This window comes from Lentzea miocenica, assembly GCF_033949945.1.
In the GTDB taxonomy this organism is placed as follows: domain Bacteria; phylum Actinomycetota; class Actinomycetes; order Mycobacteriales; family Pseudonocardiaceae; genus Lentzea; species Lentzea miocenica.
In genome coordinates this window covers 34,762-55,279 of sequence record NZ_JAXAVW010000037.1, presented here as the reverse complement: position 1 = coordinate 55,279, position 20,518 = coordinate 34,762, and the positions used below count along the sequence as shown (strand labels likewise).

The window sequence follows — 20,518 nt, the reverse complement described above, 5'->3', positions numbered from 1 at the left end:
TCACTCCCGTCGCGCGACAAGGGAGAACGAGTTCGGCAGCCGCCCTCGCCAGGCGGCCGCCGAGACGTCATCGGGTCGCCAGAACGGTTCGGCGTACTCGGCGACGTGCTGAATCCGCAGGCCGGCGGAGATCACCGCGTTGATGATCTCGCCCAGGCTCGCCTGCCACTCCACGGCTCCGTTGGCGGGGAACGTGTCGTTGACGTGGGAACGCTCGAAGTACCCGCGGTCAGGCCGAATCCGGGGCTCGTCCTCGTCCCAGGTCCACAGCGGCACAGCCGGGTGAGCCTCGTAGACGAACAGGCTGGCCCCCGGTCGCAACAGACGAGCGGCGTCCTTCGCCCACGCGCGCAGATCAGGCATCCAGATCAACGCCCCCTTGCCGGTGTAGACGAGGTCTGCGCACTCGTCACACAGCGGAGCACCCGGCAGTTCCGCCACCACGTAGCGGCACGGCACACGGAGCTCGTCCGCCCGGCGTTGTGCCGCGGTCGCGGCGACCTCGCTGAAGTCGACTCCCAGTACGGACTTCGCGCCGGCGGCGACGAGAGCGATGTCGTCCAGCCCGTGCCCGCTCTGCAGATGGACGATGTCGGGCGAGCTCATGAGCATGGGGCGCAGCAGATCGAGTTCGCACGCGAAAAGAGACGACCCGTTCCTGGCTTGGTCGAGCAAGTCCCGGTACTCGCGGACGTGCTTCTCCGACGCCACTTCCCACGCGGCCCGATTCCGCTTGGTGACTGGTTCCATGCTCCTACTGTGCGTACCTCCGCGATCGCGCTGAATCCCACCTCTGGATACGCGCCTGACGACGTACCGGTTCAACCACTGAGCACGCTCACACCCGCACTCGCCCGGACGATGCGCGGCACGTCGGCAGCGCGATCCAGGGTGTAGGCGTAGTAGGAGCGCGGTTCCTGCACGCTGCCCGCCGTCTGCGGGACACCCGAACCCGCGAAGACGTTGTCGCGCTGCACGACGCGGCCGGGGCCGCTGTCGCCGTAGCCGACGAGAACCGGGTGCGGGACGTTGTCGAAGTAGTTGCCCTCGACCATCACTCCGGCATCCATTGTGGACGCGACGCCGTACAGCTCGTTGGCGCGGAAGTAGTTGTTGTAGACGTGCACCGGCTCGCCGAACCGCACACGAGGGTGGCCCTTGTCGGTGCTCGCGCTGCCGTCCGAGTGCCCGATCAGCATCGACTTGTCGGTGCCGCGGAACCAGTTCCAGGACACGGTCACGTACTCGGCACCGCGCACGATGTCGACGGCAGCGCGACGAGCGCACAGGCGAACCACCTGGTGATCTTTTTCGCGGACATGGCACCTTCCATCAAGTGAAGGGATGCTTTTCGCGCAGCAAAAAACCGGCGTGCGTCACGAATGGTTCCCGTGCGCAGCGCTGTGTCGAGCTTCTTGTTCAGTCCTGTTGAGAGGGCACGACAGAAGAGCTTTCCCGGACGAGGAGCGTGGCGGTGGGCGACCACCGTTCAGCGACCTGCTGTCCGCCGGTCAGTTCCAGCACCGACTCCGCGACCGAGATGCCGAACTGGTGGACGTCGACGCTCATCGTCGTCAGCGCGGGCGACGCCAGCCGGCACAACGTCGAGTCGTCCCAGGCGATCAGGCTGAGCCTGCCCGGTACCGGGACGCCCAGCTCCTTCGCCACACCCAGTCCGGCGACCGCCATCACGTCGTTGTCGTAGAGGATCGCGGTCGGCGGCTCCGCGAGTCCCAGCAACGCGGCGGTGAGCTTCGCGCCCGACTCCTCGGAGTAGTCGCCTTCCAGGATCATCGGAACAGCACCGGCGGCGCGGCAGCAGTCGATCATCGCCGCCGTGCGCGCCTCGGTGTGCAGCAGGCCTGCCGGGCCGCTGATCCTGGCGATGCGCGAGTGACCGAGGTCGAGCAGATGACGCAGCGCCTCCACGACCGGGCCGGCGTGGTCGGTGCGCACCGCGGGTGCGTCGAGGCCGGCGGCGGGTTCGCCGACGACGACGAACGGCAAGCCGACCTCGTGCAGCAGCGCGGGCCTCGGGTCGTGGACCGACCGGTTGACCAGCACCACCGCGTCGACCAGCCCTCCTGCCGCCCAGCGCCGGTACGCGGCGAGCTCCGCGTCGTGCGTCGTGACGGTGTGCAGCAGGACGGACAGGTCGTGCTCGGTGAGGCGTTCCTCGATGCCGGCGATGAACTCCATGAAGAACGGCTCGGCGCCGAGCAGCCGGGTCGGGCGGGCCAGCACCAGCCCGACGGCACCGGAGGAAGCCACGCCAGAGGAATTCACGACAGCCACTCAGGACCTCACCACTGGTGCGCAAAGTCCGTTGGCGCTGCGCAGCACCAGCGGCCCGGCGAGCACGGCAGGGTCGGCGAGCGGTGTTTCGGTCCGCACGAAGAACGAACGGGACTCACCGGCGAGCATCGGCACCAGCATCTCCTCGACAACAGCGTCCGGGGCGACCCGGTCGGCCAGCACCGCGACATCACGTGCGAACGACGTGGCACGCACGTCCACACGATATCCGCCCTCGACGGCCACCACCTGCGCGGTGAGCGGTGCCGGGTCGTAGGCCAGATCGAGATCCTCGCGGAACAGGTGCACGACACGTGCTTCGTCGGTGGTCGCGACGAGCACCTCCGCCGCCGGTGCGGACGGGGTGAGCAGGGCGTCCGGCAGCTCGACGCCGACGACGGACCGGGCGGCCACCGAGAACGGGACGGCGGCGGAGTCCAGGACCGCTCCCGCGAAGGACTGCCGCTCGACGCGCACGTCGCCGCTCCACTGGTCGTCGTGATCGTTCACCAGGAACAGGACGGACCGGCCGTCCCTCGGCTGCACGGTCAGCGAGCGCGGCGCGAACGCGTGCCGGAGCGCGTACCAGAGCGGTTTGCGCCGGCCGTCGCTGTCGACCGCCGCCCACGACGTCGCGGGCCAGCAGTCGTTGAGCTGCCAGACCAGCGCGCCGGCCGTGCGCGGCCACCACGACCGGTAGTGCTCGATGCCGAACGACACGGCACGTGCCTGGTTGAGCTGGGTCGCCCAGTGCCAGTCGGCGAAGTCGGCCGGCACCGGCAGGTGGGCGGCCAGCCCGCGTTCGAGCTTTCCGTTGCCGTCGTCCGCCTTCTGGTGCGTCAGGAAACCCGCGGAGGCCGGGGTGAGTGGTTCGTCGTGCACCCACCTCGACAGCGTCGCCCACGTGGGCGGGCCCTGGAAGCCGAACTCGGAGCAGAAGCGCGGCACGTGGTCGCGGTAGTGCTGGTAGCCGACGCGGTTCCACACCTCCCAGTCGTGCCGGGTGCCGTGGTCGGCGTCGTTGGGATGCCGCTCACCAGGGCTGTACGGGCTGCCCGGCGAGTAGTGCCTGGTCGGGTCCAGCTCGGCGACGATCGCGGGCAGCAGTTCGGTGTAGTACCGCAGGCCCCAGGTCTTTCCGCCGAGCTGCTCCGGCCAGCCCCAGTCGGCGAAGCCCCACAGGTTCTCGTTGTTGCCGTTCCACAGCGCGAGCGACGGGTGGCCGGTCAGCCGGGCGACGTTCTCCCGTGCCTCCGCCTCCACCTCGCTCCACAACGGCTCCTCTTCCGGGTAGGCGCCGCACGCGAACGGGAAGTCCTGCCACACCAGGATTCCGCGTTCGTCACAGACGTCGTAGAAGTCCTCGGTCTCGTAGATGCCGCCGCCCCACACCCGCAACATCGTGAAGTTCGCCTCGACGGCCTGGTCGATCCGGCCCGCCAGCCGGTCGCGGGTGACGCGGGTGAGGAAGTGGTCGTCCGGGATCCAGTTCGCGCCCTTGGCGAAGATCCGCTTGCCGTTGACCACGAAGGTGAACGGCGTGCCGACCTCGTCGGGTTCGGTGTCCACCGTGATCGTGCGGAACCCGATGCGGTGCTCGGTCGCGTCGATCTTCTCGCCGTCGGACTCCAGCGAGACGGCGAGGTCGTACCGGGGCTGCTCGCCGTGTCCCGCCGGCCACCACAACCGCGCGTCCGGCACGAACGCGGTCGCCACGGCCTTGTCACCGCTGAACGGAACCCGTGCCGTGCGTCCGTCCACTTCGGCCACCAGCCAGAGCCGCCGCGTCCCCGGCTCGCCGCGCTCGACGTCGGCGTGCACCTCGACCCGGCCCGTGCCGTCGGGGTCGATGGTCACCAGCGGGCGCACGGACGCCAGCCGCGCGGTGCGCCAGCGTTCCAGGCGCACCGGCCGCCAGATGCCCGCGGTCTGCAGGTCGGGACCCCAGTCCCAGCCGAACGAGCAGGCCATCTTGCGGATCATGTTGAACGGGTGCGGGTAGGCGTGGTCCCGCCAGCCCAGTTCCTGCTCGACCTGCTGGGCGTGCGTCAACGCGGACGAGAAGACGACGGTCAGCTCGTTGGCGCCGTTGCGGAGCAGAGGGCGCACGTCGAACCGGTGCGTTCGGTGCATGTTCGCCGCGGCGCCGACCGGAATGCCGTTCAGCTCGACGGTGGCCACGGTGTCGAGTCCCTCGAACACGAGGTCGACCCGCTCGTTCCCGGCGGGCGCCCTGGTCTCGAAGGTCAGCTCGTACCGCCAGTCCGCGCGGTGCATCCAGGTGACCGACTCCTCGTTCCGGTCGAGGAACGGATCCGGGATGAGTCCCGCGGCCAGCAGGTCGAGGTGTGTGCTGCCGGGCACCGCGGCAGGCACGCGGGCGTCCCGCACGCTGTCGGGCACGCTGTCGGACGCAGGGCCCGCCGCCACGCTCAGCTGCCACCCGTCGTGCAACGTCTGGCGCTCCATCGTTTCCTCGCTCCCCGATGCCGCGGTCAACCCTCGGCGATTCTTACGTTGGCAAGTAAAGTAAGTCAACGCGATGTGGGACCGGCTGTCGCGGGCGCCGCGCCCGCGTGTGCCCGCGACAGCCGCGCGGGCTACCTCAGACTGGGCAGCTCATCGCGGGTGATCACATAGCTGTGGCCGTAAACCTTCTGCAGGTGGCTCACCGAGTTGCTCTGCGTCAGGTGGTTGCCGTGCCAGGTGCCGAACAGCACCCAGCGCGCGCCGGTGGACTGCATGCGGTCCGGGTCCGGGATGGGACCGTTCTCGTGCAGCGCGATCGGGATCGTGCCGCCGACGATGTTGCGCACGGAGTCGAACATCGGCTTGAGCGGGTCGTAGTTGCCGTCACCGGCGTAGGTGTCCGCGCCACCGACGTCCACATAGGACTTACCTGGGTAGAACGACGACTGCGGAGCACCGTTGTACCCGTGCAGCCACACCAGGTTGTTCAGCCCCTTGACCCTGGTGAAGTAGTCGAACATGAAGCGCCACAGCCGGTTGTACTGGCCGCCGCCCTCCTTGCTCCACCAGAACCAGGTGCCGCCGGCCTCGTGGAACGGCCGCCAGATCACCGCGGCGCCGGCGTTCTTCAGCTGCTGCAGCATGCCCGCCGCGCCGTCCAGGCGTTGGATGAACGAGGCGTACTCGGCCGTGCCGGGCGTGAGCACGGCATTGATCGACACCGTCATCTGGGTGCCCTCGTAGGTGTCCGGCTTGGTCGGCGCGCCCATGTGGTAGCCGATCATCGGGATGCCACCCGCCTGCCACCACGCGATCGCCCTGGGCGCGAGGTCCTTGGAGTCGCCGTAGTCGAGGGCCCGGATGGCCGGCAGCTTGCCGGTGTTGTTCCGGATGTAGTTGATCTCGTAGTCGGGCCCGCCGATCCACGTCGACTCCTGCTGGCCGGACAGGATGTGGTTGCCGTACTGGCTGTACAGGTAGCACAACAGCTTGCGGGCCTGGGTGGTCGAGTTCGGGCCGACCGGGTTGGCCGAGCACACGGGCTGTGGTGTACCGCCGCCCGCCGACCACCGCTGGTTCGACTGTCCGTTGCAGTTCCAGAGAAGCACCGCCGACCCGTTCGCCGTGGCCGCGTTGGCGACGTCCAGGCAGAGGCCGACCTGGGTGGACGCGATGCTGCCGTCGGAGTTGAGCCGGAACTTCTGGCCGGCGCCGCCGGTGCAGTTCGCGATCTGCGGGCGCGTGCCGGGCGCGGTCTGGCCCGCCGGTACCTCCAGGCACCGGGTGCCTCCGAACACGCGCAGTTCCGCCGCGGAGGTCAGGTCCCAGGCCTGGTTCGCCCCGCCGTTGCAGTCGTAGATCTGAACCAGCGCGCCCGGACTGGTGGAGGCGCCGGTGACGTCCAGGCATCGGCCGGACGCCGCGCTGACGTAGGCCGCGGGTGCCGCGACCGCGACGCCCTGGTCGATCAGCGCGAGCAGAGGGGTTGTCAGGACGAGAGCGGACAGGACCGCACCCACCCTGGAGAGGTGTCGCATGAGATCTCCCTTGATCACTTGCGAGCGAGTCGGACGACGGCGGAAGTCGGGGGTGTTGCCGCACAGGCGATGTGCTCCAGTCGCACACCACTCGCGGACCAGATCACGCCGCGCCCTCCCACTGACCCGTGTGGTGGTCGTACGCCGCGGCGGCACCGGCCTCCGCCACGACATCGCGCCCGGCGTCGAACGTGCGCCCGCGGGCGTCGGGATTCGGTGAGGCGGCGGCGAGCAGCTTGGTGTAGGGGTGGCGGGGATCGAGGATCACCGCGTCGGCAGGGCCGCGTTCGACCACCCGGCCCCGGTGCAGCACCAGGATCTCGTCGGAGAAGTGCCGGGCCGTCGCCAGATCGTGCGTGATGTACAGGACGGCGAGGTTCTCCTCGCGCTGCAACCGGGCGAGCAGCTTGAGCACACCGAGCCGGATCGAGACGTCCAGCATGGACACCGGCTCGTCGGCGACGAGGATCTCCGCGCCAGGAGCGAGCGCACGCGCGATGGCGACCCGCTGACGCTGGCCGCCGGACAGCTCGTGCGGCCGCCGCTGGAGGAAGTCGCCGGGCGGCAGCAGGGTCACCCGTTGCAGCAGCTCCTCCGCCAGCAGGGCCGACTCCGCCCGTCCCCGTGCCCTGCCGTGCAGGAGCAAGGGGCGCACGAGGTGGTGCTCGACCGTGTGGAACGGGTTGAGCGAGGCGAAGGGGTCCTGGAACACCATCTGCACGCGGTGCCGGTAGTCGCGGTCCGGCACCGGGGTGCCGTCGGAACCGGCGACGACGATCTCCCCGGAGGTCGGCTTCTCCAGCCGGGCGATCATCCGCGCGATCGTCGACTTGCCGGAGCCGGACTCGCCGACGAGCGCCACGGTCCTGCCGGGTTCGAGCGTGAAGGACACACCGCCGACCGCACGCAGAGCCGTGCGGCGCAGTCCGTTGCGGACGGTGAAGTCCTTGACCAGGTCGCGTGCCTGCAGCGTGGTCATCGCACTCCTCCTTCGTGCAGCACGGGTTCCGCGTCGCGCAGGAATCCGTCGCGTTCACCGGTGAGACTCGGGAACGCGGCGAGCAGCTCACGGGTGTAGGGGTGCTCGGCGGCGCGATGGATCTCCTCGGCCGTGCCGAGCTCGACGATGCGGCCGTCGCGCATGACCGCGATCCGGTCGCTGATCTCCAGCAGCAGCGGCAGGTCGTGGGTGATGAAGACGACCGCGAAGCCGAGCTCGTCGCGGAACCGCAGGATCTCCTGCAGAATGCCGCGCTGCACCACGACGTCCAGTGCGGTCGTCGGTTCGTCCATGATCATGACCTGCGGGTCGAGCAGCAGCGCCATCGCGATCATGACCCGTTGCCGCATCCCGCCGGACAGCTCGTGCGCGAACGAACTGAGCCGCCGCGGGTCGACACCGACCAGTTCCAGCACTTCGGCGCACCGCTGCCGCCGGTCGTCGCGGGACATCTCCGGACGATGCGTGGTGAGCACGTCGTCGAGTTGCGCGCCGACGGTCGTCACCGGGTTGAGCGCGTTCATGGCTCCCTGGAAGACCATGGACAGCTTCGACCACCGGAAAACACGCAGTTCTTCCGGCTCCAAGGCCAGCACGTCGACGTCCTCGCCGTCGCGGTCGTGGAAGGTCACGGACCCGGACGTCACCTCGGCCGGCGGACGGTGCAACCGGTTGACCGCGTAGGCCAGGGTGGTCTTGCCGCACCCCGACTCCCCCGCCAGGCCGAGGATCTCGCCGCGGCGCAGGGTGAAGGACACGTCGCGCACCGCGTGCACCGGAGCAGGTCCTTGGTACACAACGGAAAGATCCTCAACGGTGAGCACCGCGTCCTCGCTCGCACGTGCGGCCGGTCGTGCCTGTGACGCCACCGGAGCCTCGTTCGTGCGCAGCGGCACGTGGCGCAGCTTCGGGTTGATGATCTCGTCGATGCTGAAGTTCACCAGCGAGAGGCCGCACCCGAACAAAGCGATGATCAGGCCCGGCGGGATGAACCACCACCACGCGTTGAGCTGCAACGCGAAACCGTTCTGCGCGAAGAAGAGCATCGTGCCCAGGGTCGAGGAGTTCGAGGCCCCCAGCCCGAGGAACGACAGCCCGGCCTCACCGAGGATCGCCGCGATGACCGCGAACACGAACTGGGAAGCCAGCAACGGCAGCAGGTTCGGCAGGATCTCCACCGTGATCACCCGCCAGGACTTCTCCCCCGCCACCCGTGCCGCGGCGACGTAGTCACGGCTGCGCAACGACAGCGTCTGCGCTCGCAACACGCGTGCCGACGCCGCCCAGCTCGTGACCGCCAGCACGATCGCGATCGTCCACGCCCCGCGCTGGTCGGCCGGCACGAACCCGGCGATGACGATCACCAGCGGCAGGCCTGGGATCACCAGCATCACGTTGGAGAACAACGAGAAGAACTCGTCGGTGAAGCCACCGACGTAGGCGCCGATGATGCCGAAGAAGGCGGACAGGATCGTGGCCATCACGCCCACCAGCAGGCCGATCTGCAACGAACCCCTGGTGGCGTGCGTGAGTTGGGAGAGCACGTCCTGGCCGGTCTGGGTGGTGCCCACCAGGTGCTCGCCGCTCGGCGCGGTCAGCCCGATGTCGCGCACCGCGTCCGGATCGCCCGCGAACAGCGGCCCGAGCACCCCGAACAGGGTGATCACGATGATCAGGCCGAGCCCGACGCCGAGCTTCGGCGTCCAGCGCGGCAGCATCGACCGCCACCCCGCACGGGAGGCTGCCGCGGCGGACGGGGTGGTGGCTGTGCTGATGTTGGTCACGGCCAGCTCCTCTCAGCCGCTCACGCGGGTTCGGGGGTCGATCAGGGCGTAGGCCAGGTCGACCACCAGGTTGGCGCCGAGCACGGCGATGGTGATCACCAGGAAGATGCCCTGCATCAGGGCGTAGTCGTTGTTCTGCACCGCCTGCAGCAACCGCGAGCCGATGCCGGGATAGGAGAAGACCTGCTCGGTGACGATCGAGCCGGCGACCACGAAACCCAGCGAGATCGCGAAACCGGCCACCGACGGCAGCACGGCGTTGCGCGCCGCGTACCGGATCATGACCCGGCTGCCGCGCAAGCCTTTCGCCCGCGCGGTCAGCACGTAGTCGTCGGACATCGCCGACACCATCATGTTGCGCATGCCCAGCAGCCAGCCGCCCACCGACGAGATGACGATGGTGAGCGCGGGCAACGTGCCGTGGTAGATCGCCGAGGAGAGGAACTCGGCGTTCCATCCGGGCGACAGCACCACGTCGTACCCGCCGAGCAGCGGGAACCAGCCCAGCGCCGACGACAACAGCGCCACCAGGAGCAGGGCGAGCCAGAAGTACGGCACCGCCGCGAGCACGGTGGTCGAGGGCACCAGGTTGTCGAGCCAGGTGCCCCGCCGCCAGCCGACCACGGCGCCCAGCGAGACGCCGAGCAGGAACGACAGCAGCGTCGCGATGCCGACCAGCACGATGGTCCACCACAGCGAGGCCATGATGACCTCGGACACCGGCGACGGGAACACGCTCACCGAGATGCCGAGATCGCCACGGGCCAGGTTGCCGAGGTACGAGAAGTACTCGCTCACCGGAGATCCACCGCCGCCGGTGCCGAGCAGCAGTTCGTACGAGCGCCGCACGGACGGGTCGACCGAGCCACCTCGCTGCTGCAGCTTCGCCAGCAGGATGTCCACCGGGTTGCCCGGCATCAGCCTGGGAATGATGAAGTTCAGCGTCACCGCCGCCCAGAGGGCGACCAGGTAGAACAGCAGCTTCCTGCCATAGTACGCCATCTGTTCGTCACTTGCCCGCTGGCTTGAGCTTCATGAAGATCTCCGAGTGCGCCGGCCGCGACCAGACCGCAGGGAAGGCGTAGAGGTCGTCCTTGGTCGGCCAGCCGGTGAACTTCTTCGCGTTGTACTCACTGGTCGTGCCGCCGGTGAGGACCGGGATGTACGGCATGACCTCTTCGATCCGGGTCTGGATCACGTCGAAGTGGGGCTGCCTGGCCGCGGTGTCCTCGGGGTTGATGCGCTTGAGCGCGGCCAGCGCGGCGTCGACCTGCGCGTCCTTCATCCGGCCGAAGTTCGGGTTGGCGGTCTCACCGACGCGCGCCGTGTTGCCGCTGTCGAAGAAGTAGCTGAAGGTGTAGTACGGGTCCGCCGCCGGCCCCTGGTCGACCGCGTCGATCAACAGCTCGTAGTTGCCCTGGTTGCGCTGATCCGACCACTCGTTCCAGGAGAGCTGCTGCGGCGTCACCTTGATGCCGACCTGCTGCAGCTGCTGACCGATCGTGTTGACCGCCGTGATGTAGTCGGTCCAGCCGGACACGACCTTCAGGGTGAGCGACAACGGTTTGCCGCCCTTGGCGTAGATGCCGTCCGGCCCCTTGGCGTAGCCCGCGCTCTCGAGCAGCTGGGTCGCCTTCGCCACGTCGGCACCCATCGGCGCGGACTTCTCCCGCAGCTTCCCGGAGATGTAGGGCTGGTCCCGGTCGAGCAGCGCGAATCCCGGCGAGATCTCGCTCGAGGTGTCCTGGAACGCGAGCGCGTTGAGCTGCCCGCGGTTGAGGCCGTAGTAGATCGCCCTGCGGACGGCGGGATCGGTCTGCGGGCCCGCGCAGCCGAGCTCGGCGCTGGAGCAGGTGAACAGCGCCGTCTGGTTCTGCGGAATGGTGATGGCCTTGTAGCCGGGGTAGTTCTTCTCGACGTTCTTCATGTCCGGGACCGGTCCGGTCTGCCAGTCGATCTTGCCGGCCTTGAGCGCGTCGGCTCCGGCCTGGTTGCCGGACAGGGACAGGTAACGGACCTTCTTCACGGCGGGCTCTCCGCCGTAGTAGCCGGGGTTCGACTTCAGCGTGATGGCCTGCGCCTTGAACTCCTCGAGCTGGAAGGGGCCCGTGCCGACCGGCGTCTTGATCGGGTCGGTCGCCGGTGTGGCGAGGTCCTTCCAGAGGTGCTCCGGGACCATCCACAGCCTGCCGAGCACCTGCGGGCCTTCCATGAACGCGGGCTCGTCGAACTTGATGACGACGTGCGTGTCGTCCACGGCCGTCGCCGTGCCGCGATAGCCGGTCGAGTTCATGGTGTTGTTCTTGCGCACCATGTCGAGCGTGAACACGACGTCCTTCGCGGAGAACTTCTGCCCGTCGGACCACTTGACGTCGTCGCGCAAGGTCACCGACAGCTCCGTGCCGTCGGCGTTCCAGGAGAACTCCTTGCCCAGCCGGGGTTTCGGCTCCGCGTCGCGCTTGACGGCGTTGAAGAAGAACAGCGGTTCGAAGATCGTGCCGGGACCCTCGTTGACGGTCGGCGAGTACGGGTTGAAGTTGCCCTGGTAGTCACCGGCCTGCCCGGTGAAGACGACCAGCGTCTCGGCGTCCACCGAACTGGTGCCGGTGGACGAGCCGCATCCGGTCGCCACCAGGCCGAGCACCGCCAAGCCGGCTGCGGCGACGCGCACCCGCTGTGACTTCAGGGACATCGTGGATCCTCTCACTGACCGGGAGACCTTGGAGTGGGCTGCATCACACCATCGGGTGAGATTCTTAAGTAGATGAAGAAACAAAGTCAATACCTGTCGGATCACTGGTGTTAACGCGCGGTGCCCACACCGCCGGTTGCTAACCTTTGATCGGCAGGCGAAGTAACCTCGGGGAGGTCACCGTGAACGGCCCGGCCCGCATCACCCCGCACGCGAGCAGCAAGGCCGCGGTGCTGGACGTCATCCGAGCGGCGGGCACGATCAGCCGGGTCGGACTGATCAACGCCACGGGACTGACCGGTGCGACGATCTCCATCTCGGTCCGCAAGCTGCTCGACGAGGGCCTCGTGGTGGAGACCGGCCGCGCCGAGTCCACCGGCGGCAAACGCAGGGTGCTGCTCCAGCTCAACCACAACTCCCGCTACGCGGTCGGCGTGCACCTGGACCACGGACGCATCACGTACGTGCTGACCAATCTCGGTGGTGCCGTGGTCGCGCGCATCACCAGGCCCGGCGCCGGAGTCCGGGAACCTTCCGTGATCGTCCAGCGCATGGCCGACGAGGTCTCGACGCTCGTCACCAGGGTCGGCGTCGAGCCCAGCCGGGTCCTGGGGATCGGACTGGTGTCCCCCGGCCCGCTCGGTGCCAGCACCGGGATGGCCCTCGCCCCGCCCGCGATGCGCCAGTGGGAGGACTATCCCGTCGACCGCGAGCTCTCCGCGGCGACCGACCTGCCGGTGGTGCTGGACAACGACGCCACGGCAGCGGCGCTCGGCGAGCACTGGTCGGGCGGCATGGGCAGTTCCTCCACTTCCGCGGCGCTCTACATGGGCACCGGTATCGGGGCGGGCATCGTGATCGGCGGCATCACCTACCGCGGCACGAGCGGCAACGCCGGCGAGATCGGGCACACCTGCGTCGACGTCATGGGTCCCGAGTGCTGGTGCGGGGCGCGCGGGTGCGTCGAGGCGCTGGCCGGCCCCGGCGCCGTGGTCGCCGCGGCACGCGCCGACCAGGCACTGGCCCGCCTCGTCGGCACCAGCCGGTCCCACCACTCCCTGGCAGCGGACTTCGCGGCGGTGAGCCGCGCCGCCCGGCGAGGCGAGCCGCAGGCCACCGCGATCCTCGAACGCTCCGCGCGGTACGTCGCGGTCGCCGCCCGCACCCTGGCCAACGTGATGGACGTGGACTTCCTCGTCCTCACCGGACCGAGCTTCGCCATCGCCGGATCGATCTACCTGCCGATCGTGCGCGAGGAGCTCGACCGGGGCTTCTTCGCCCGCGGCGTGCACGAGGTCGACGTGCGGCTTTCCCACACGGCGGCGACAGCGCCCGCGATCGGCGCTGCCGCCATGGTGCTGCAGTCCGAACTCGTACCCCTGCACGCGGCCCAGCGGCTGCCGGAGAACCTCACCGGTGACGAACCGGCGCTCGTCTCCCCGCCCAGCGCGTGATCCGGTTACCGCACAACGAGTTCGTCCCACCTGCCCGCGTTCCTCACGGAGAGGCGAAGCTCGCGTGCGGCGGCTGGTTGTAGGCGGTGTTCTGCCATGCGACCGCGACGCGGTACTGCCGGTCCTGCATCAGGGACACGCGCCTGATGCTCGTCGGCTCCGTGGTGGAATAGATGCGCAGCTTCGTGTTGTCCGACGTCCGCCAGATGACTTCCTCGCGCCAGTCACCGAGAATGTCCGCCGAAAGCGCCGGAGTGGACTTGGTCCCGTTGTTCGAGGAGACACCTGAACCGGTGAGCAGACGGGTGTCGCCGGAGGTGCCGTACTTGTCGATCGTCGTGCCGTTCAACAGCTCCCGCTGAGCGTCTCCGTCCCACCAGATCACGAAGTTGGCCGAGCCCGGCTTGCGGCTCGCCACCTGTGCGCCCGTGGTGGCGCTGCGCAGTCCGCCGACGGCACTCGACCACACCTCCGCGCCGGGGTTGCCCGCCCACACGTCCGCGGCCACACCGCGGCCGTTGTCGCAGTTGCAGGCAGCCGCCTGCCTGATGACCGCGCCGGTGCGCGCGTCGTGCAGATCCTCCGCGGGCTGGTTGCCGGACTCGTGCGGCATGTAGACCTCCAGACCCTGCCTGCTCGGCACGAAGTCACCGACGTGCAGCGCGTCACCGTGGCCGAAACCGGTCCGGTACAGAAGAGATCCGTTGTCGTCGATCGTCGCGGCGCCGTAGATGATCTCGTCCCGGCCGTCGGCGTCGACGTCCGCCACGGACAGGCTGTGCGCACCCTGTCCGTAGGCGCCGCCACCACCCGTTCCCGAGTCGTAGGTCCACCTGCGCGTCAAAGCGCCGTTGCGGAAGTCCCACGCGACGACGACCGCACGGGTGTAATAGCCGCGAGCCATGATGATGCTCGGCCGCGAACCGTCCACATAGGCCGTTCCAGCGAGGAACCGGTCCACCCGGTTGCCGTAGCTGTCGCCCCACGACGACACCGTGCCGCGGGCGGGGACGTAGTTCTCGGTGTCGAGAACAGCGCCGTCGGTGCCGCGGAAGACGGTCAGGTACTCCGGCCCCGCCAGGACGTAGCCGCTCGAGTTGCGGTGATCAGCACTCGCGTTGCCGATCGTCTGACCCGTACCCGACCGGGTGCCGTCGGCGGTCTTCACCGCCACCTCGGCCCTGCCGTCCCCGTCGTAGTCGAAGACCTGGAACTGGGTGTAGTGCGCGCCCGCCCGGATGTTGCGGCCGAGGTCGATGCGCCACAACCGGGTGCCGTTGAGCTTGTAGGCGTCGAGGTGGACGTTGCCGGTGTATCCGGCCTGCGAGTTGTCCTTGGCGTTGCTGGGATCCCACTTGAGAACGATCTCCCAGGTGCCGTCGCCGTCCAGGTCACCGACGGAGGCGTCGTTCGCCTGGTAGCTGTACGACTCACCACTCGGCGTGGTGCCGCCCGGCGGGATCTGCAGTGGAACGTCCTGGCTCGTCGCCAGCGTGCCGACCTCGTCCGCCAGTGCCGACTCGACGCCGGCGACCACCGGCCGCACCGAATACCTCGCCCCCGCGGGAGCCCCGGCGTCGAGGAAGCTCGTCGCCGCGGAAATGGGCGTGCTGTTCACCTTCCCGCCGTCGCGGTAGACGTTGAACGCCACATCTGCCGCGTCCGTCGCCAGCAACCGCCACGACACGAAGTTGCCGTTTCCGGTGGCCGTCCGGATGCTTGTCAGGCCACGATCCAGCCGTTCGCTCTGAGCCAGGGACTGCCCGCTTTTGCTCACCGGTGCGGAGACCGCCGTCCCGGTGGCGGCGGTGAGGGCGGCGGCCGTCAGCACCATCGCCAGCACAGGGGTGACACAGATCCGCGCCGATCTGTTGAACCGTTTCATTTCTACCGTCCAGTCAGGGAACCGTCCAGGGATTGAGAAGGCAACGGGAAAGCGCTTTCCGAGAATGAAGGTAGAGGAGCGGTCAAGGCCGGTCAACATTGCGATCGGCCGACGACACGGCATTCGACTTCAACCGCGGTCGCAATTCGACCTGGTTCGACTTCGCATTCGACGAGCGAATTCGACGGTTCGACCCGTGCCCGCTTTGTGCAGGCAGTCCACCAGTTCCGCCCCGCGACTGTCCTTTCAGGCCAGTGGCGCCGACACGGTGAACGACGCGTCGCCCGCGAACGCCGCATCCGAGGTGCGCCAGTCGACCCGCACCTCGAAGTTGTGGTGACGCAGGTAGCGACCCGGATGGGAGTACGACTCGAACGACGTGCTCGTACCACCGGCCAAGCCGGCGCGGCCGCAGAACGTGGCGTCGCGCGCGAACACCGAGTCACCGGAGTTGGTGTCCAGCCGGACGCGGAACGCGTAGTGCCGCAGGTAGCGGTCCGGGAAGTTCACCGAGCGGAACGAGTAGCAGTTGCCGTTCGCGAGTCCCGGCACGATGGTGAACGTCGCGTCCTGGCGAGCGGTGACGCTGCTGGAGGAGCTCACCGGCTCGATGTAGGCCAGGTTGTCGCGGTGGCGGACGAAGCGGTCGGGAACGCTGATCGAGCGCAGGGAACGGTTGCCGGTCGGCACCGCGGTGTTGTCGCCCGCGTCCTCCCGCAGCACCGTGAAGTGACGTGCCACACCGGACAGACCGGGCAGTTCGACCTTGGCGCCGAAGGAGTTCAGGTTCGCGCTGTCGGCGTAGAAGTAGCGCCGCTGACCGTATTGGTCGAAGTAGATCCGCCAGCGGCCGTCCGGCAGCCGCACCAGCGCCGGGCCCTCCAGGCCGGAGCCCCAGCCCGCCCAGTTGCCCGTTCCGGTGAACGTCCAGGGGCCGTTCAACGAGGTGGCGGTCGCGTGCTCGATGTACTTCGTGGACTCGTTCTTGAGGAAGTTGTGATAGGTGCCACCGACCTTGACCACGAAGCTGTCGATGAAGTTGGCCGGGATGCCGAGCGCCACCGGGCTGGTCCACGCCGACAGGTCCGAGTTCGTGGCAGTGATCCGATACGGGCGGAACTGTCCCGCCGTGCCTGTCGTCGACGCCGAGAAGATCACGTGCACGCTGCCGTCGGAGTCCTTGAACCACTCCGGCGCCCACGTGCTACCGGTCGCCCCGTTGAGGCCCACCTTGACGTTGCGCAAGAACGTCCAGGAGACGTAGTCGGCGCTGCGGGCGAAACCGATCGTGTCGCCTGTCCAGTTCGTCGTGTAGACGATGTAGTAGTAGCCATCGGTGTGCCGGAGCACGCTGGGATCGCGGATCAGGCCTGACGGTGGCGTGTAGGCGTTGGCCCTGACCTGCGTGAAGCTGGTCGCGTTCGCCGAGTCGTAGACGTACATGTTCGACTCGCTGCTGTTGGTGAACGCCGTCATCAGGTAGTGCGGCACAGGGCCGACGGCCGAAGCCACCGACGGGGCGAGGACGCTCGCGACGACGGCGAGGGTGATCGTGGCAGCGATCAGCACGGACTTTCGCGCGAAACGAGCGGCGCGCGGCAGGGACGAGCGCATGGACCGGCTCCTTGCAACGTTGAGAGGCACCGGATAGTGAGCGCTAACACTATGTGGCATGACTGACCGCGTGGCAATGGCCTTCTGTCCAGACACGCCAACGCAGACTGGCCAGATGCAGAATCCCCGCGTGTCGCGTTAGCGATAACACCAACTAGCGCCGGAGCCGTTCCGCGGCGAGCCTGCCGGAGATGAGCACCGGAGGGATTCCGACACCGGGCGTGGTGCCGCTGCCGGCGAGCACGACGTTGCCGTCGCGGAACGGCAGGTTGTTCGGCCGGAACGGGCCTGTCTGCGCGAAGGTGTGCGCGGCGGAGAACGGCGTGCCGGCGGCCTGGCCGTCGCGTGCCCAGTCATCCGGTGTCACCACGGCGAGCGGCTCGGCGTCGACGACGAGCTTGCGGGCGGACATCTCCTCGACGAGCTGCTCGGCGTACCCGCGTGCCCTTGCGTCCCAGCGGATCGGAGCGCTGTCCAGGTTCGGGCAGGGCGCCAGCAGGTACTGCAGGTGCTTTCCCTCGGGGGCGAGTGCGGGGTCGGTCAGCGTCGGCGTGGTCAGCAACAACGAGGGGTCGCTCATCAGCTTCCCCTGACGAATGATCTCGTCGAACGTGCCGTTCCACTTGTCGCCGAAGGAGATCGTGTGGTGTGCGAGGTCGTCCACCACGCGGCGAGCGCTCAGGTGCACGACGACGGCGGACGGCGACCAGCGCAGCGGCCTGATCCGGCGCGGCTCGCCGCGCAGCAGACGGGTGCTCTGCGCGGGCCCGGTGGCGAGAACGACCGCATCGCAAGGAAATCGGGCGTCGGGTGTGCGCAGGGCGGTCACCCGGTGTCCCGCACGTTCGAGCTCCTCGACTTCGACGCCGTAGTGGAACCGAACCCCTGCGTCGGAAGCAGCGTCGGCCAGTGCCTGTGGCACGGCGCGCATGCCTCCGCGCGGAAACCACACGCCGGCCACGGTGTCCATGTAGGCGATGACGGCGTAGGCCGCGAGGGCGTCTCGCGGTGCGACGCCGGCGTAGAGCGACTGGAAGGTGAAGACCCGCCGAAGCCGTTCGTCGTGCAGGAACTTCCCCACGGCGCGGGCGAGTGAGCCGAAGCCGCCGAGCCGGGTGAGCCGCACCAGATCAGGTCCCACCAGGTCGAACGGCGAGTCGAAGCTCGCACCGATGAACCTGTCGCGTTCGACCTCGTAAAGCTTGGTGAGCCAGGTCCGCAGGTCGCGGTACCCCTGCGCCTCCCGGCCGCCCGCGAACTCGTGCACCGCCTGCTCCATGCGGTTCGCGTCGGTGTGCACGTCCAGCGCCGTGCCGTCGGCGAACGTCGCACGATAGGCGGGATGCAGCGGCAGCAGTTCGAGGTAGTTCTCTCGCCGTCGGCCGACAGCGGCGAACGCGTCGTCGAGCAGTTCCGGCATGGTGAGCACGGTCGGACCCGTGTCGATCCGGTGGCCACCGATGTCCAGACGGCCCGCGAGCCCACCAGGGTGTGCGTTCCGTTCGAGGACGGTGACTTCGTGCCCCGCGCCGCGCAGGTGCAGGGCAGCCGACAGCCCGGCGAGCCCCGCCCCGACCACGACCACGCGGTCCGTGCGGCCTTTCACCACGTGCACCACTGCGATCTCCTTGGTCAGGTCGTTCTCGTGACGGCACGGCCGGCGAGGCGCATCAATTCCTGGCGTGCCCCGTCGTCGATCTCGGCTCGCTTCAGGGCGGCCAGCCCGGAGCCGGCCAGCGCCTCGATGTGCTCCTCCACCGCGGTGACCGCTCCCAGCTCCACCAGCAGCGCACTCACCTCGCCGACGGCCTGTTCGCTGATGCTCCCGCTCTCCAGGCATCGGCGAAGCAGCCTCTGCGCCGAGGTCCTGCCTTGCGCGCGCGACAGCCCGATCGCCATCAACGTCGTCCGCTTGCCCTCCCGCAGGTCCTCCCCCACCGGCTTTCCCGTGACCGAGGAGTCGCCGAACACACCGATCAGGTCGTCCCGCAGCTGGAAGGCCACGCCGATGTCGTGTCCGTACGCGCGCAAGCACTCCACGACGTCGTCATCAGCACCCGCGAGAGCGGCCCCGAGGTGCAGCGGCCGTTCCACGGTGTAGGCGGCGGTCTTCAGCGCGGCCACCCGAACGGCGTGTTCCAGGGACTCCTCGCGCCGGGCGACGGCGAGCAGGTCGAGGTGCTGTCCCGCGATCATCTCCGTCCGCATCGCCTGCCACGGCTGCCAGGCACGGCTCAGCGCGTCGGCGGGCAGGCCGGCCGTCACGAGAGCGTCGTCCGCCCAGGCCAGCGCCAGGTCGCCGACCAGGATCGCCGCGGAGTCGCCGTACTGGCGGGCGCTGGCCGCCCAGCGTTCGCGCCGATGCCGCGCCGCGAACGACTCGTGCACGGAGGGCCTGCCGCGCCTGGTCGTCGAGCGGTCCATCACGTCGTCGTGCACCAGCGCGCAGCATTGCAGCAGTTCCAACGCCACCATGGCCCGCACCACGGCGTCCGCACGCGGTGCGCCGCCCGCCGCACGCCATCCCCACCACGCGAAGGTGGGCCGGATCCTCTTGCCACCGGCCAGAATCAGCCGGGACAGCTCCGCGGTGAGCTCTGGCGCCAGATCCTGTCTGGCTCGCACGAAGTCGTGCAACGCCTCGTCGAGGAGGACGCGGAAGTCGTCCACCTGCGACGTGCCAGCGTGCACGCTGGTCAACAGCGACATCGGCGTTCCCTCGGGAGTTCGGTCGGAGTTCGGTGATTCGAGCTAAGCAGCGCGCCGAGGGGTCTGCATGATGAGCGCCGCCGTTGTGCGAAGGGCAACTCGCCGACTTAGCGTGGAGGAATCTTCTCCGCGAAAGGACGCTCATGTCGGCTGAGCGCGAACTGGACGCCGCGGGCGTCACCGCACCGGCGCTGCGCGACGCGTATCGGCGCTGCCGTGCGCTCAACGCCCAGCACGGCCGCACCTACTACCTGGCGACGAAACTGCTCAGCGCGGAGCAACGTCCTGCCGTGCACGCGCTCTACGGGTTCGCCCGATGGGTGGACGACGTGGTCGACAACATCCACAGTGGACCGGACGACAAGGCCGCGGCTTTGGAAGCTGCCGACACCCGCCTTCAGGCAGCCCTGGAAAGCGGTACGTCCGATGAGCCCGTGCTGGCGGCGTTGATCGACACCGTGCACCGCTACGACATCCCGGTCCGGCACTTCCACGACTTCATGGCTTCGATGCGGATGGACCTCACCGTCACCGACTACCCCACCTACGCCGATCTTGGACGGTACGTGCACGGATCCGCCGCCGTCATCGGCCTGCAGATGCTGCCGGTGCTCGGGACCAGCGTGCCCAGGGAGGACGCCGAGCCCGCCGCCGCCGCGCTCGGGATCGCCTTCCAGCTCACCAACTTCATCCGCGACGTCGGGGAGGACCTCGACCGCGGCCGGGTGTACCTGCCCGCGGACGAGCTGGCCGAGTTCGGCGTCGACCGCGAACGCCTGCTGCACGCGCGGGCAGCGGGGCGCGCCGACCAGCAGGTCAGGGCCGCCCTGCGGGATCAGGTGCGGCGGGCCCGCGAGGTGTACACGCGTGCGTTGCCCGGCATCGGAATGCTGGCGCCGAGATCACGCCCGTGCGTGTCGACCGCGTATCGGCTGTACGGACGCATTCTCGATCTCGTGGAGAACGCGGACTACGACGTGCTGTCGCGCCGTGTCGTCGTGTCCAACGGAAGGCGGCTTGCCGTGGCGCTACCGGCGTTGGCGAGGGCGGTGTTCGCCCGTGCGGCGTGAGAAGGGGA

15 protein-coding genes are annotated in these 20,518 nt (G+C 68.8%); 2 read left to right on the top strand and 13 right to left on the bottom strand.

From position 1 onward, the window contains the following. The 9 genes from SK803_RS36240 to SK803_RS36200 all read right to left on the bottom strand — a co-directional run bounded on the left by SK803_RS36240 (position 1) and on the right by SK803_RS36200 (position 11,778). On the bottom strand, positions 1-750 hold the full coding sequence (locus SK803_RS36240; RefSeq protein ID WP_319970705.1) for a class I SAM-dependent methyltransferase: 750 nt from the start codon (positions 748-750) through the stop codon (positions 1-3). Positions 751-821: 71 nt separating this feature from the next. After that, positions 822-1,298 carry a pectate lyase family protein gene (locus tag SK803_RS36235; RefSeq protein WP_319970704.1) on the bottom strand — a complete coding sequence of 159 codons (477 nt, stop codon included), beginning with the start codon at positions 1,296-1,298 and terminating at the stop codon, positions 822-824. 121 nt (positions 1,299-1,419) lie between these two features. Continuing rightward, the gene (locus SK803_RS36230; protein ID WP_319970703.1) at positions 1,420-2,295 is read right to left on the bottom strand and encodes a LacI family DNA-binding transcriptional regulator; all 876 of its coding nucleotides are present in this window, start codon (positions 2,293-2,295) and stop codon (positions 1,420-1,422) included. Further along, positions 2,296-4,764, bottom strand: coding sequence for a glycoside hydrolase family 2 protein (locus SK803_RS36225; RefSeq protein WP_319970702.1), 2,469 nt, complete (start codon positions 4,762-4,764; stop codon positions 2,296-2,298). A 131-nt stretch (positions 4,765-4,895) separates the two neighbouring features. Continuing rightward, positions 4,896-6,302: a glycosyl hydrolase gene (locus tag SK803_RS36220; protein ID WP_319970701.1), complete on the bottom strand. Its 1,407-nt coding sequence runs from the start codon at positions 6,300-6,302 to the stop codon at positions 4,896-4,898. 103 nt (positions 6,303-6,405) lie between these two features. Beyond that, the gene (locus SK803_RS36215) at positions 6,406-7,281 is read right to left on the bottom strand and encodes an ABC transporter ATP-binding protein (RefSeq protein ID WP_319970700.1); all 876 of its coding nucleotides are present in this window, start codon (positions 7,279-7,281) and stop codon (positions 6,406-6,408) included. Further along, a complete protein-coding gene (locus tag SK803_RS36210; RefSeq protein WP_319970699.1) occupies positions 7,278-9,086 on the bottom strand; it encodes a dipeptide/oligopeptide/nickel ABC transporter permease/ATP-binding protein in 1,809 nt (602 codons plus the stop codon). Before SK803_RS36210 ends, SK803_RS36215 begins: the two co-directional genes overlap by 4 nt. Before the next feature lie 12 nt (positions 9,087-9,098). Then, positions 9,099-10,088: an ABC transporter permease gene (locus tag SK803_RS36205; RefSeq protein ID WP_319970698.1), complete on the bottom strand. Its 990-nt coding sequence runs from the start codon at positions 10,086-10,088 to the stop codon at positions 9,099-9,101. Between the two features lie 7 nt (positions 10,089-10,095). Further along, on the bottom strand, positions 10,096-11,778 hold the full coding sequence (locus tag SK803_RS36200) for an ABC transporter substrate-binding protein (RefSeq protein ID WP_319970697.1): 1,683 nt from the start codon (positions 11,776-11,778) through the stop codon (positions 10,096-10,098). Between the two features lie 182 nt (positions 11,779-11,960). Between SK803_RS36200 and SK803_RS36195 the strand changes: the two genes are divergently transcribed. Beyond that, positions 11,961-13,232 (top strand): ROK family transcriptional regulator, encoded by a 1,272-nt coding sequence (locus tag SK803_RS36195; RefSeq protein WP_319970696.1) that lies wholly within the window; start codon positions 11,961-11,963, stop codon positions 13,230-13,232. 43 nt (positions 13,233-13,275) lie between these two features. On the opposite strand, the gene SK803_RS36190 is transcribed toward SK803_RS36195, so the two are convergent. The 4 genes from SK803_RS36190 to SK803_RS36175 all read right to left on the bottom strand — a co-directional run bounded on the left by SK803_RS36190 (position 13,276) and on the right by SK803_RS36175 (position 19,440). After that, positions 13,276-15,117: a rhamnogalacturonan lyase gene (locus SK803_RS36190; protein ID WP_319970695.1), complete on the bottom strand. Its 1,842-nt coding sequence runs from the start codon at positions 15,115-15,117 to the stop codon at positions 13,276-13,278. A gap of 246 nt (positions 15,118-15,363) precedes the next feature. After that, on the bottom strand, positions 15,364-16,731 hold the full coding sequence (locus SK803_RS36185; RefSeq protein ID WP_319970694.1) for a glycoside hydrolase family 43 protein: 1,368 nt from the start codon (positions 16,729-16,731) through the stop codon (positions 15,364-15,366). Between the two features lie 154 nt (positions 16,732-16,885). Further along, positions 16,886-18,346 carry a phytoene desaturase family protein gene (crtI, locus tag SK803_RS36180; protein WP_319970750.1) on the bottom strand — a complete coding sequence of 487 codons (1,461 nt, stop codon included), beginning with the start codon at positions 18,344-18,346 and terminating at the stop codon, positions 16,886-16,888. A gap of 17 nt (positions 18,347-18,363) precedes the next feature. Then, positions 18,364-19,440, bottom strand: a complete 1,077-nt coding sequence (locus SK803_RS36175; protein WP_319970693.1) for a polyprenyl synthetase family protein — start codon at positions 19,438-19,440, stop codon at positions 18,364-18,366. A gap of 143 nt (positions 19,441-19,583) precedes the next feature. On the opposite strand from SK803_RS36175, the gene SK803_RS36170 reads away from it, so the two are divergent. Beyond that, complete coding sequence (locus tag SK803_RS36170) at positions 19,584-20,510, top strand: phytoene/squalene synthase family protein (RefSeq protein ID WP_319970692.1); 927 nt, start codon at positions 19,584-19,586, stop codon at positions 20,508-20,510. Positions 20,511-20,518 lie beyond the last annotated feature (8 nt).

Excerpts from the sequence above, each read along its gene's own strand:
- SK803_RS36240 (WP_319970705.1), bottom strand. The coding sequence starts at position 750 with ATGGAACCAGTCACCAAGCGGAATCGGGCCGCGTGGGAAGTGGCGTCG.
- SK803_RS36225 (WP_319970702.1), bottom strand. The coding sequence starts at position 4,764 with ATGGAGCGCCAGACGTTGCACGACGGGTGGCAGCTGAGCGTGGCGGCG.
- SK803_RS36220 (WP_319970701.1), bottom strand. The coding sequence starts at position 6,302 with ATGCGACACCTCTCCAGGGTGGGTGCGGTCCTGTCCGCTCTCGTCCTG.
- SK803_RS36215 (WP_319970700.1), bottom strand. The coding sequence starts at position 7,281 with ATGACCACGCTGCAGGCACGCGACCTGGTCAAGGACTTCACCGTCCGC.
- SK803_RS36205 (WP_319970698.1), bottom strand. The coding sequence starts at position 10,088 with ATGGCGTACTATGGCAGGAAGCTGCTGTTCTACCTGGTCGCCCTCTGG.
- SK803_RS36200 (WP_319970697.1), bottom strand. The coding sequence starts at position 11,778 with ATGTCCCTGAAGTCACAGCGGGTGCGCGTCGCCGCAGCCGGCTTGGCG.
- SK803_RS36190 (WP_319970695.1), bottom strand. The coding sequence starts at position 15,117 with ATGAAACGGTTCAACAGATCGGCGCGGATCTGTGTCACCCCTGTGCTG.
- SK803_RS36185 (WP_319970694.1), bottom strand. The coding sequence starts at position 16,731 with ATGCGCTCGTCCCTGCCGCGCGCCGCTCGTTTCGCGCGAAAGTCCGTG.
- SK803_RS36175 (WP_319970693.1), bottom strand. The coding sequence starts at position 19,440 with ATGTCGCTGTTGACCAGCGTGCACGCTGGCACGTCGCAGGTGGACGAC.
- SK803_RS36170 (WP_319970692.1), top strand. The coding sequence starts at position 19,584 with ATGTCGGCTGAGCGCGAACTGGACGCCGCGGGCGTCACCGCACCGGCG.